The sequence below is a fragment of the Bacillus cereus group sp. MG4 genome (assembly GCF_040460055.1).
Classification (GTDB): Bacteria; Bacillota; Bacilli; order Bacillales; family Bacillaceae_G; genus Bacillus_A; species Bacillus_A wiedmannii.
The window spans coordinates 3,877,811-3,890,177 of sequence record NZ_JARVGZ010000001.1; the positions used below are offsets into that span (position 1 = coordinate 3,877,811).

A 12,367-nucleotide genomic window follows, 5' to 3' on the forward strand; every position below is an offset into this window, starting at 1 on the left:
CGTTCACAATTGAGGGGGAAGTAACAATGGAAAAGCTTCAAGAAAGCATGTATCAACTAATTGTTGAAACGTCAACGAACTTACCGAAAGATGTTCGTCGTGCGATTCAACAAGCGAAAGAACGAGAAAATGCAGGGACTCGTTCTGCGATGGCACTTGGCACAATTACGAATAATATTAAAATGGCTGATGATAACATCTCGCCAATTTGCCAAGATACAGGGATGCCAACGTTTAAAATTTATACACCAGTTGGTGTGAATCAATTAAAGTTGAAGGAAGCTATCTATAATGCGCTTGAGCGGGCGACAAAAGATGGTAAACTTCGTCCCAATTCTGTTGATTCTCTTTTTGGGGACAATAGTGGAAATAATTTAGGACCAGGTACACCGGTTATTAAGTTTGAACAATGGGAAAAAGATTATATTGATGCACGCTTAATCCTAAAGGGTGGTGGCTGTGAGAATAAAAATATTCAGTATAGCTTACCGTGTGAATTAGAAGGACTTGGACGCGCTGGCCGTGATTTAGAAGGAATTCGTAAATGTCTTCTTCACGCTGTATATCAAGCGCAAGGTCAAGGCTGTAGTGCAGGTGTAATTGGTGTTGGTATCGGGGGAGACCGCACATCAGGTTACGAATTAGCAAAAAATCAATTATTCCGTACATTAGATGATGTCAATCCAGTACCAGAGTTACAAAAACTTGAAGAGTACGTATTAGAAAATGCGAATAAGCTTGGCATTGGTACGATGGGATTTGGCGGAGAAACAACTTTACTTGGTTGTAAAATTGGCGTGTATAATCGTCTGCCAGCTAGTTTCTACGTATCTGTTGCGTATAATTGCTGGGCATATCGCCGCCTTGGCGTAACAATCCATCCTGAAACAGGTGAAATTATGGATTGGCTATATCAAGAAGGTGAGGATACACTTCAGCAAGAAGCGCAAGAAAAAACAGAGCAACGTGAGATTGTATTACAAGCACCAATTACAGAAGAGCAAATTCGTGAACTTCGCGTTGGTGATGTTGTAACAATTAATGGCATGATGTATACAGGTCGTGACGCAATCCATAAGCATTTAATGGATAACGATTGTCCAGTAGATTTAAAAGGACAAGTTATTTATCACTGTGGTCCAGTTGTCGTGAAAGATGAAAATGAAAACTGGCAAATTAAAGCGGCAGGTCCAACGACAAGTATTCGTGAAGAACCGTACCAAGGCGATATTATGAAGAAATTCGGTATTCGCGCTGTCATTGGAAAAGGTGGTATGGGTGCGAAAACATTAGCGGCTTTAGAAGAGCACGGTGGTGTATATTTAAATGCAATTGGCGGTGCAGCGCAATATTATGCTGAATGTATTAAAGAAGTAAAAGATGTTGATTTCTTACAATTTGGTATTCCAGAGGCAATGTGGCATTTACGTATCGAAGGATTTAAAGCAGTTGTAACGATGGATTCTCATGGTAATAGCTTACATGCAGATGTTGATAAAACATCACTTGAAAAATTAGCTAGCTTTAAAGAGCCAGTATTTAAGTAAACAAAAATGCATCTCGAATGATTCGAGATGCATTTTTTTGGTATATATAGAAAAACATGTTCAGCATGAAAGAATGCACGGCAACAGAAACTACAAGTACGATTATATATGGAATGGAAAGGAGACTATTTATGAAATATAAATGGTTATATATCGGTCTCATTTTTTCAATTATGATGGCACTTGTTCCAGTCTCAGCATTAGCTTATACAAATACTCCACATAACTGGGGAATCCCGCGTCCTAAAAATGAAACAGTACCAGATGCAGGAAAGTTATACACAGATTTACTACAAAAAAATGGTGGGTTTTATTTAGGGGATACAAAGAAAAAAGATATTTATTTAACATTCGATAATGGTTACGAGAATGGATACACAGGGAAAATCTTAGATGTATTAAAAGAGAAAAAAGTACCGGCAACTTTCTTTGTAACTGGGCATTATATTAAAACACAAAAAGATTTATTGTTAAGAATGAAGGATGAAGGACACATTATTGGAAACCATTCGTGGAGTCATCCTGATTTCACAGCAGTAAATGATGAGAAACTTCGTGAAGAATTAACGAGTGTAACGGAAGAAATAAAAAAAGTAACTGGGCAAAAAGAAGTAAAATATGTACGTCCTCCGCGCGGCGTATTCAGTGAAAGAACGTTAGCTCTTACGAAAGAAATGGGCTATTATAATGTATTTTGGTCACTTGCATTTTTGGATTGGAAAGTGGACGAGCAAAGAGGATGGCAATATGCACATAATAATGTAATGACGATGATTCATCCAGGATCTGTTTTATTACTTCATGCAATATCAAAAGATAATGCAGAAGCACTTGCGAAAATCATTGATGATTTGCGCGAGAAAGGGTATCATTTTAAAAGTCTAGATGACTTAGTAAAAAGCAATCAACCGTAAGCATGTATGCTTGCGGTTTTCTCATGCTATAATGATGTGTAAAAAGGATGGGGAAACGTATGTGGAGCGAACATGTTACGTTAGAGTATCCGTATCATTTTGAAGAGGTATTAAAACGTTTATCTTTTGATCCTCTTAACGTCATTCAATTAGATGAGAAAGTCATTTATGTCCCGCTTTGTATAGACGAGGAACAGATTGTTGTTCGCTTGCAAGGGATTGGTACTGTTCAAAATCCACAGTTTTGGATCTCTAGTCAGGCAGGAGATCAAGAGAAAGTCATGAAACGAATGAGGGCCATTTTTCATTGGAATGAACCGTTTCAAGATATACAAACACATTTTTTAAACACATCATTACGTCCACTATTTGAAACATATGCTTATACTCCAATTATTTTAGAGTTTGATTATTTTGCTTGTCTTCTTCGCTGTATCATTCATCAACAAATAAATTTGAAATTTGCTACTGTGTTAACAGAACAGTTTGTGAAACGATATGGAACAGAGAAGAACGGTGTATTCTTTTTCCCCACTCCAGAAATAGTAGCAAATATTTCAATAGAGGAATTGAGAGAGCAGAAGTTTAGTCAGCGAAAGGCTGAATATATAGTAGGGTTAGGTCGAAGTATTGTCAGCGGTACATTAAATTTAGCGAGTATAGAAACCAGGGCGGATGAAGAGGTTTCCGCACAATTGTTACCAATTAGGGGGATTGGTACATGGACAGTGCAAAATTTTTTAATGTTTGGGCTTGGACGGAAGAATATGTTTCCGAAAGCGGACATTGGGATTCAGCGTGCAGTGCAAGGTGTATTTCAATTAGATGATAAACCTGATGATGCATTTTTAGAAAAAGTGAAACAAGAGTGTGAACCATACTGCAGTTATGCAGCGTTATATTTATGGAAAAGTATAGAGTAGAGGTGTAATAATGATACAAAAGCAACATGAGAGTAAGTTGGAAGTTGGTCAAACGTTTCCTGTGACAATTAAACGTCTTGGGATTAACGGAGAAGGCGTTGGTTATTTTAAGAGACAAGTTGTTTTCATTCCAGGGGCATTACCAGGAGAAGAAGTTGTTGCTGAAACAACGAAAATTCAGCGTGGCTTCGCTGAAGCGAAAGTGAAAAAAGTTCGTAAAGCTTCACCACATCGTGTGAAAGCACCATGTCCGGTATATGAAGAGTGTGGCGGTTGTCAGCTGCAACATTTAGATTATAAAGAACAATTAAATCAAAAGCGTGATATCGTCGTACAAGCATTCGAGAAGTATATGAACAACAGTTTGGAAGAAAAAATTCGTCCAACGCTTGGTATGGAAAACCCATGGCATTATCGTAATAAGAGTCAATTACAAGTGGGACGTAAAGACGAAAAGGTTATTACAGGGCTGTATAAGCAAAATTCACATCAGTTAATTGATATTGCTCACTGTATGATTCAACATAAAGCAACGAATGAAGCGACAAAAGTTGTAAGACGTATATTAGAAAAATTAAATGTTTCTATTTACAATGAGAAAAAACAAAAAGGTTTAGTACGCACAATTGTGACACGTACTGCAGTTCAAACAGGGGAAGTACAAGTTACACTTATTACAACAAAAGAAGAATTACCAAATAAAGATCAATTTATCGCAGAAGTACAAAAACAGATGCCAGCTGTTAAATCAATTATGCAAAACGTAAACTGGCGTAAAACATCTGTTATTTTCGGTGATAAAACATTTAAATTAGCTGGAAAAGAAGTAATTCAAGAAACACTAGGTGATTTATCATTTGAATTATCAGCACGTGCATTCTTCCAGTTAAATCCAGAACAAACAGTTGTTTTATACGATGAAGCGAAAAAAGCAGCTGCTTTAACAGGCGATGAGAAAATTGTAGATGCGTATTGTGGTGTTGGTACAATCGGTCTTTGGCTTGCAAATGATGCAGCGGAAGTACGTGGTATGGATGTAATTCCAGAAGCGATTGAAGATGCAAGAAAAAATGCGCAGCGTCACGGATTTACAAATACGAAATATGAAGCAGGTAAAGCTGAACAATGGTTACCGAAATGGGTAAAAGAAGGATGGCGTCCAGATGTAATTGTTGTCGATCCACCTCGTACAGGTTGCGATGATAAATTACTGGAAACAATTCTAAAAGTGAAACCAAAACAAGTTGTTTACGTATCTTGTAATCCTTCTTCATTAGCACGTGATGTACAAGCATTAATGAAGAGTTATGAAGTGGAATATGTACAACCAGTTGATATGTTCCCACATACAGCCCATGTAGAAAATGTAGTGAAGCTTGTTAGAAAGTAAAGTTTATTCATATTCCCTCACGATATGAGGGAATATTTTCTATGAAGGAGAGTAAAATGAATAATTATAAATTAACGATTCAGTACGATGGTGCACGTTTTAAAGGATGGCAACGTCTCGGTAATAACGATAATACAATTCAAGGAAAAATCGAGAGTGTCATATCTGAAATGATCGGAAAAGAAATTGAAATTATCGGTTGTAGTAGAACAGATGCGGGTGTACATGCTTTGAATCAAGTTGCTAACTTTCAAAGTGATGAGAAGTTAGTGGAACAGAAAGTGAAAAAATATTTAAATCAACATTTACCCAACGATATTAGCATTACGAATGTAGAAGAAGTACAAGATCGCTTCCATGCTCGTTACAATTCTAAAGCAAAAACATATCTTTATAAAATTTGGAATGAAGAGCATACAAATCCATTTATGCGTAAATACAGCATGCATGTGAATAAAAAATTAAATGTGAAAAGCATGAAAGAGGCTGCGCAACATTTAGTTGGTTCACATGATTTTACTGCTTTTTCAAATGCGAAATCAAAGAAAAAGTCTATGGTTCGAGAAGTATATACACTTGAAGTGATGGAAGAAGCAGGATTTGTACAAATTAGAGTAAGTGGTAACGGATTCCTTCATAACATGGTACGAAAAATTGTTGGAGCATTAATTGAAGTTGGATTAGGACAATTAGATGCGGACGCAATCCCAAGTATTTTAGAGGAAAAACAACGTAATCAAATTAATTGTCTTGCTGAGGCGAGTGGTTTGTATTTGGAGAATGTTGAATTTTAATAAACAATAAAAAAATCGAGCTGTGTAAGCTCGATTTTTTTATTGTTTTGGCATTAAGAAGATTTTTCTTTCTTCATACGTATCTTCAAATTCCAAAAAGTAGCAAGAATAATAGCTGCAAAGGAGCCGCTAATTGTTGCTAATAGTTTTGCATAAGGATAAGCATTTATATCAACTAGTAACATCATACATACAAGGGTAGGGAAGAAGGCTAAGTATTGTAATAACTTTAATTTGTTATCATTACTCATATATATCGTTCCTTTCTAGTATGTTATATGTTTATTGTAGCATATTTTTCCAAATTTTTATTTACACTTAGAAGCGGATTAATCCTACATTTGATTAAAGTTTCATTTCATATGTGTAAATGCAATTTTTTAATTCGATATTGTAAGTTTTGCCTACTTAATCCTAAAAACTTTGCAGCCTGTGAGATATTACCGTGATACTCTGTCAGAATTTGATTGATGTAGTTCTTCTCCATTGCCTCTATTGTGTGCTTTAACGTTTTAGGTGCATCAGCATCGTTATTAGTTAGGGAAGGTTGCATATTGAATTCTTTTTTTATTCGTTCACGAAAGCGAGTAGGAAGATGAAACGCTGTAATGATATTTTCATCTTCAACTAAATTCATCGAACCTTCAATGATATGTTCCAATTCTCGTACGTTTCCAGGCCAATCATATGCATACAAGAATTCTCTTACATGTACATCTAGATCCGTTACGCCAAGTCCAAATTGAATGTTGTACTTTTCGATAAAGTGCTGCACAAGATCAGGAATATCTTCTTTTCGTTCACGTAAAGGCGGGAGACATAAAGTAACGACGCTTAATCGGTAATATAAGTCTTCCCGTAATCGATTATGTGTAATAGCTTCAAGAGGATCTTCATTAATAGTTGCTATAATACGAACATCAATTTCTTTTTCTTGTGTGCCTCCGATTCTTCGTATTGTTTTTTCTTGTATAGCTCGTAGTAACTTTGCTTGAAGTGCTGGACTTAATGAGTTGATCTCATCTAATAACAAAGTTCCTCCATTTGCTTCTTCAAATAAACCAGCTTTATCGACAGCTCCTGTAAATGCACCTCGGTTCGTACCAAATAATAAGCTTTCCATGAGTGTATCAGGTATAGCGGCACAGTTTTGTGAAATAAATGGTTTTGTTGAACGTTGACTTTCATTATGGATACTTTGTGCAAATAGTTCTTTACCGGTCCCTGTTTCTCCTACGAGAAGTATGGATGAGGATGTACGAATTACTCTCTTTGCTTCTGTAATGACAGATTGAAGAGCATTAGAATCACCGATTATGTGATCAAAGGTAAATTTATTATTTTGTTTTCGAGAAAAGTTCGTTTTCATTGTTTGTTTGAAATGACTAATCTCTGTTGAAATTTCAATAGCGCCTTTAATTTTTCCGTTTTCTATTATAGGGAAAGTATTGGTAATCGTTGTAATTTCTTGCCCTTTATTGTTAAAATACGTTTGTTTTATATTTTTGTTTGTTTTTCCTAATTTTAATGCCTCTATAAGAGTACTATTTTTATTTTCTTCAAATGCGAATACTTCTAAAGGACTTTTATATAGCACATCTGAGCGTTCCATTGATTCAATTTCCATCATTTTCCGGTTATAGATAATCGTTTTACTTTCCTCATTAATAATATGAATCCCGATATCGAGCTCATTGAGTAAAGTTTCATATAGCATATTCATTTCAATGATCTGTTTAAAATTAATTTCTTCTGTACGCATAGATTATCTTCTCCTCATTTCACCCTATGAAGACTGACTTTTTATAATTTTATTAAAATTCTTATAAAATCGCAAAATTTTTTTGCTATTTTCCCTTTAAAACTTCTCAAATGATAGAAAAATTTTGCGGTTATGAAGATTTTTTTTTGAGAAACCTTCATTTTAAATAGGAATTGGAGATTGGTACGCATTTTGCATAAATAATAGTTGAAATCTCTAAAGGAGGGATATGCAACGTTTCAGTACCAATTAATAAGAAGGAGGAGTTTATAAAGTGAAGATGGTTATAGAAGGCGTGTATAGTCCTTGTTACGGGAAAGTAGAGAAGCTATTTGTTACGGAAAGCTCTTACGTATACGAGTGGGAGAAATTAGCGTTAATTGAAACAATAGATAAACAGAAAGTAGAAATTAAGGTAGGAATCAGTGGATATATCGAATCATTAGAAGTAGTAGAAGGACAAGCTATCGCTGATAAAAAGTTATTAATAACAGTGAGGGATGATCTTTTAATAACAGGTAGTGATTGATACTATGTATTTTGCTCTTTTCAATAATTATTCTTATTATGCTTATTTTAAAAAACGCTTACATGAAATAGGTTTCCAAAGGGAAAAGGGGGGATTTATATGATGGATCAAAACCAAGGGTTAAAACGGGAATTGAAAAGCAGGCACATCTTTATGATTGCACTTGGAGGAGTTATTGGTACCGGTCTTTTTTTAGGATCTGGGTATACAATTCATGAAGCTGGGCCTGGAGGAGCGATTGTAGCGTATCTTGTTGGAGGATTTGTTATGTATTTAACGATGCTCTGTCTTGGAGAGTTAGCTGTTGCGATGCCTGACGCAGGATCTTATCAAACGTATGCTACAAAGCACATTTCCCCTGCAGCGGGTTATGTAGTCGGCTGGATGTCATGGCTAAACTGGTCTGCTACGATAGGTATTGAACTGATTGCAGTTAGTATTTTAATGAAACGATGGTTTCCTGATGTACCGTCATGGATTTGGTGTGTAGCGTTTGCAGTGCTTCTCTTTGCTATCAATGCGTTATCTTCAAGAAGTTTTGCAGAAGTTGAATTTTGGTTTGCAAGTATTAAAGTAATTACAATCATTGCATTTATTATTTTAGGCGGGGCAGCAATGTTTGGTTTTCTAGATATGAAAGGAAATGAACCAGCACCGATGTTCTCTAGCTTTACTGATTATGGTGGGTTGTTTCCAAATGGATTATCAGCCATTTTAATTACGATGATTGCAGTTAATTTTTCCTTCCAAGGAACGGAACTAGTTGGTATTGCAGCTGGAGAGAGTGAAAATCCAGAGAAAACGATTCCGAAGGCAATTAATAATACAGTTTGGCGTATACTTGTGTTCTTTGTATTATCTATTTTCATTCTTGCAGGCTTATTCCCTTGGCAGCAAGCGGGAGTGATAGAAAGTCCATTCGTAGTTGTATTTGATAAAATTGGTATTCCTTATGCAGCCGATATTATAAATTTCGTTATTATTACAGCGGTTCTATCCGTTGCGAATTCAGGATTATATGCAACTTCTCGTATGCTATGGTCTATGTCTAATCAAGGAATGATTAGTCCAATTTTCGGTAAGTTATCTAAAAATGGTGTTCCTATTTATGCATTGATTGTAAGTACAATTGTAGGTTGCCTTTCATTACTATCAGGTATTTATGCGGAAGATACAGTTTATTTATGGCTACTTTCTATTGCCGGGTTCGGGGCGATATTAGTTTGGGCATCTATTGCTCTATCTAACTTATTGGCTAGAAGGTCATACATTAAGCAGGGCGGGGATGTGAAGGACTTGAAATTTAAAACACCGCTGTATCCATTCGTACCACTGCTTGCGTTAGTATTAAATGTAACAGTAATTGTTGGTATGGCTTTTATTCCAGAACAAAGAATGGCATTATATTGTGGTATTCCATTTATGATTGTTTGTTTACTGTTTTACCGTGCGACAAGAAATAAGGCACGTAAGGTAGAACATATTGAAAAAACGAATACAACAGAGGCAGAAAGTTTGTAAATATATTAGAAACTTATGCTAAAAAGAGAGACTGTAAAATTGTAAACAGTCTCTTTTTTTGTGACAATAAAGCTGGAAACATACTATGTATGCAAAGGGGAATTAGCGATGAATCAAGAAGTTTCACAGCTATTAGAACAGATTGATTTACGAAAAGATGAGTTACTAGAGCTTACAAAGACTTTAATTCGTTTTGAAACACCAGCACCGCCGGCGAGAAACACAAATGAGGCGCAAGAATTTGTTGCAGGTTTTCTAAGAAAACGAAATTTTAGTGTTGATAAATGGGATGTATATCCGAATGACCCGAACGTTGTTGGGGTGAGAAAAGGGCTAGAAAGTGACACACATAAAAGTCTTATTATTAATGGACATGTGGATGTAGCTGAAGTATCAGCAGATGAAGCGTGGGAAACCAATCCGTTTGAGCCATTTATAAAAGATGGTTGGTTAGTTGGACGTGGTGCGGCGGATATGAAAGGAGGACTGGCTGGAGCACTATTTGCTATTCAACTTTTACAAGAAGCTGGCATTGAATTACCTGGAGATTTAATCTTTCAATCAGTAATTGGGGAAGAAGTTGGAGAAGCAGGTACACTTCAATGCTGCAAAAGAGGTTATGATGCTGATTTTGCAGTCGTAGTGGATACAAGTGATTTACATATGCAAGGACAGGGCGGCGTAATTACTGGATGGATTACTGTGAAAAGCCCCCAGACGTTTCATGATGCAACACGCAGGCAAATGATTCATGCTGGAGGACGTTTATTCGGAGCGAGTGCGATTGAAAAAATGATGAAAATTGTGCAAAGTTTACAAGAATTAGAGCGTCATTGGGCAGTTATGAAAACATATGAAGGTTATCCATCTGGAACAACAACAATTAACCCAGCTGTTATTGAAGGCGGACGGCATGCAGCGTTTATTGCGGATGAGTGCCGGTTATGGATAACGGTGCACTTCTATCCGAATGAAACACATGAACAAATAATAAAAGAAATTGAAGAGTATATTGAGAAAGTAGCGGCTGCTGATCCATGGTTAAGTGAAAATCCACCACAATTTAAGTGGGGCGGAGAATCAATGATTGTGGATCGTGGCGAAATTTTCCCTTCTTTAGAAGTAGATAGTGAACATGAAGCAGTAAAAACTCTTAGCTCAGTACACGAATCAATTCTATCTAAAAATGCAATTTTAGATATGTCTGCAACGGTAACGGATGGTGGTTGGTTTAGTGAATTTCATATTCCAGCTGTTATTTACGGACCAGGTACATTAGAAGAAGCTCATTCAATAAATGAGAAAGTTGAAGTAGAACAGTTAATTGAATTTACAAAAGTAATAACAGCATTTATATATGAATGGTGTCATACAAAAAGATAGATTAGTGTGTTGAAATCGTACAGGTATGTATACTTGTACGATTTTTTAGTGAACTATTTCAGAGTTGAACAGAAACAACTGAAATAGTTCTTTATTTTTCTATGTTTTTCGTTTTAGTTCGATTAATTTCTCTTTCGCTAATTCAACAGCAATTGCATCATCTAAATAGCCAATTGGAAAGAGATAATCGGGAATAATATCTGTCGATAAAATGAAATACAGTAATGCGCCTCCAAGAACTGCACGCTCTTCTTTTGAGATAGTTTCATTGCAAAATTGTTGATACATATCGGTTAATTGTTCAATAAAAGGACCAGCGCTATCAATTTGTTCTAATTTACTCGCAAAACTTTCATGAATACGTTTTTCACCTTCTGTTGTCTGAGCATAGCGTTCATAGTTTTCAAGTTCTTGTTTTACGCGAGTTGTTGTATAGTCAAAATCGAATAAGTTAGAGGATTGCAGCGTTTGCTGAATTGTATCAAGAGATGTGTACATATCCGTCTTTTCTTTATTAATATGAGGAGAATCAGGATACATTTCATCAAATAACAATTGGGGTGGAACTTGCAAACATTCTGCAAATTTTTGTAGATGTTTTTGTTTTGGCGGTTGTTTACCATTCATAATTCTTGAGATTGTTGCAGGATCAATATTTGTATGCATTCCTAATTGACGCATGGATAAGGCACGTTCTTTTAAAAGTTTTTTTATTAATGTACTAAGCCGCTCATTTGGGTTTTCTTTAGGCATAGTGAAGGCACTCCTTTTTTATTGTTGAAAAAATGTTGAGCATTTCTTACATGTATATGAAACAGACAGGCACAGTTGCTCAACATTTTCATAATATGCATTGAAAAGTGAGAAAAAGGGGTGGCTGTTTATGAGTACGGCAGGTCTATTTTCAATTTTTTTAATCGGGATTGCTTCTAATTTAGATAATGCAGGTGTTGGGATTGCATATGGTATTCGTAAAATTCGAATTTCGTGGCTTAACAATTTTATCATCGCATTTTTTGGGTTTTTATTTACTTTATTAGCTGGCTTTTTTGGGAACTGGATAGCGTTATTTATTTCAGAGTTTACTGCAAACCTAATTGGAGCAATCGTTTTAGGTATAATCGGTGTGTTTATTTTGTGCCAGCCTTTCTTGGGGCAAAGAAATACTGTAGGTTCTAAAGATGGTAATGTACTTATGGGCATTTTACGTGATCCAGAAAAAGCAGATTTTGATGGTTCTAAAACAATTAGTTTTTCAGAAGCAATTGTTTTAGGGGTTGCGTTGTCTATTAATAATATTGCAGGTGGATTTGACGCTGGGGTAACAAACTTGAATCTGTGGCTTACAGCAACTATTTCTGGGGTGTTTAGTTTTATTTGTATTAGTGGTTTTGCTTATGTAGGAAAACGATTTTTAGCAGAATACTTAGGGAAATGGGCTACTGTTATCGCAGGAGTGTTATTAATTCTTATTGGGATCGATCAGTTGTTGTAAGGAGAACAGAAAACAATGTTCGAGTATTTCCTTGGAAATACGGCAAAGGATTGCATATATCGACGTACTTTTCCCCATACTAATACGGATTTCTTTTAAAGAAAGGGGG

The 12,367-nt window shown here is 35.8% G+C and carries 12 protein-coding genes; 9 read left to right on the top strand and 3 right to left on the bottom strand.

The annotated features are described in order from the left end of the window. The first annotated feature begins 26 nt into the window (after nt 1-26). The 5 genes from fumA to truA all read left to right on the top strand — a co-directional run bounded on the left by fumA (nt 27) and on the right by truA (nt 5,568). On the top strand, nt 27-1,547 hold the full coding sequence (gene fumA / locus QCI41_RS20340; RefSeq protein WP_088110128.1) for a class I fumarate hydratase: 1,521 nt from the start codon (nt 27-29) through the stop codon (nt 1,545-1,547). 131 nt (nt 1,548-1,678) lie between these two features. After that, nucleotides 1,679-2,461, top strand: coding sequence for a delta-lactam-biosynthetic de-N-acetylase (gene pdaA, locus QCI41_RS20345; protein ID WP_000875955.1), 783 nt, complete (start codon nt 1,679-1,681; stop codon nt 2,459-2,461). 59 nt (nt 2,462-2,520) lie between these two features. Further along, nucleotides 2,521-3,384 (top strand): DNA-3-methyladenine glycosylase family protein, encoded by an 864-nt coding sequence (locus QCI41_RS20350; protein WP_097857957.1) that lies wholly within the window; start codon nt 2,521-2,523, stop codon nt 3,382-3,384. A gap of 10 nt (nt 3,385-3,394) precedes the next feature. Further along, nucleotides 3,395-4,774 carry a 23S rRNA (uracil(1939)-C(5))-methyltransferase RlmD gene (gene rlmD / locus QCI41_RS20355; RefSeq protein WP_353836825.1) on the top strand — a complete coding sequence of 460 codons (1,380 nt, stop codon included), beginning with the start codon at nt 3,395-3,397 and terminating at the stop codon, nt 4,772-4,774. Nucleotides 4,775-4,830: 56 nt separating this feature from the next. Beyond that, the gene (truA, locus tag QCI41_RS20360; RefSeq protein ID WP_353836824.1) at nt 4,831-5,568 is read left to right on the top strand and encodes a tRNA pseudouridine(38-40) synthase TruA; all 738 of its coding nucleotides are present in this window, start codon (nt 4,831-4,833) and stop codon (nt 5,566-5,568) included. A gap of 53 nt (nt 5,569-5,621) precedes the next feature. Here the strand turns inward: truA and QCI41_RS20365 are convergent, their stop codons facing one another. Together QCI41_RS20365 and QCI41_RS20370 are read right to left on the bottom strand one after the other, a co-directional pair. After that, nucleotides 5,622-5,819, bottom strand: coding sequence for a hypothetical protein (locus QCI41_RS20365; protein ID WP_353836823.1), 198 nt, complete (start codon nt 5,817-5,819; stop codon nt 5,622-5,624). 107 nt (nt 5,820-5,926) lie between these two features. Further along, nucleotides 5,927-7,330: a sigma-54 interaction domain-containing protein gene (locus QCI41_RS20370; RefSeq protein WP_353836822.1), complete on the bottom strand. Its 1,404-nt coding sequence runs from the start codon at nt 7,328-7,330 to the stop codon at nt 5,927-5,929. 274 nt (nt 7,331-7,604) lie between these two features. Here QCI41_RS20370 and QCI41_RS20375 point away from each other — a divergent pair, with 274 nt between their 5' ends. The 3 genes from QCI41_RS20375 (at nt 7,605) to QCI41_RS20385 (ending at nt 10,763) form a co-directional block, all read left to right on the top strand. After that, nucleotides 7,605-7,859: a biotin/lipoyl-containing protein gene (locus QCI41_RS20375; protein WP_000784766.1), complete on the top strand. Its 255-nt coding sequence runs from the start codon at nt 7,605-7,607 to the stop codon at nt 7,857-7,859. 99 nt (nt 7,860-7,958) lie between these two features. After that, the gene (locus QCI41_RS20380; protein ID WP_000969239.1) at nt 7,959-9,380 is read left to right on the top strand and encodes an amino acid permease; all 1,422 of its coding nucleotides are present in this window, start codon (nt 7,959-7,961) and stop codon (nt 9,378-9,380) included. A 108-nt stretch (nt 9,381-9,488) separates the two neighbouring features. After that, nucleotides 9,489-10,763, top strand: coding sequence for an acetylornithine deacetylase (locus QCI41_RS20385; protein WP_353836821.1), 1,275 nt, complete (start codon nt 9,489-9,491; stop codon nt 10,761-10,763). A gap of 99 nt (nt 10,764-10,862) precedes the next feature. On the opposite strand, the gene QCI41_RS20390 is transcribed toward QCI41_RS20385, so the two are convergent. After that, on the bottom strand, nt 10,863-11,516 hold the full coding sequence (locus tag QCI41_RS20390) for a DUF1232 domain-containing protein (protein WP_001123723.1): 654 nt from the start codon (nt 11,514-11,516) through the stop codon (nt 10,863-10,865). 130 nt (nt 11,517-11,646) lie between these two features. On the opposite strand from QCI41_RS20390, the gene QCI41_RS20395 reads away from it, so the two are divergent. Beyond that, complete coding sequence (locus QCI41_RS20395) at nt 11,647-12,258, top strand: manganese efflux pump (protein WP_000100745.1); 612 nt, start codon at nt 11,647-11,649, stop codon at nt 12,256-12,258. The last annotated feature ends 109 nt before the right edge of the window (nt 12,259-12,367 follow it).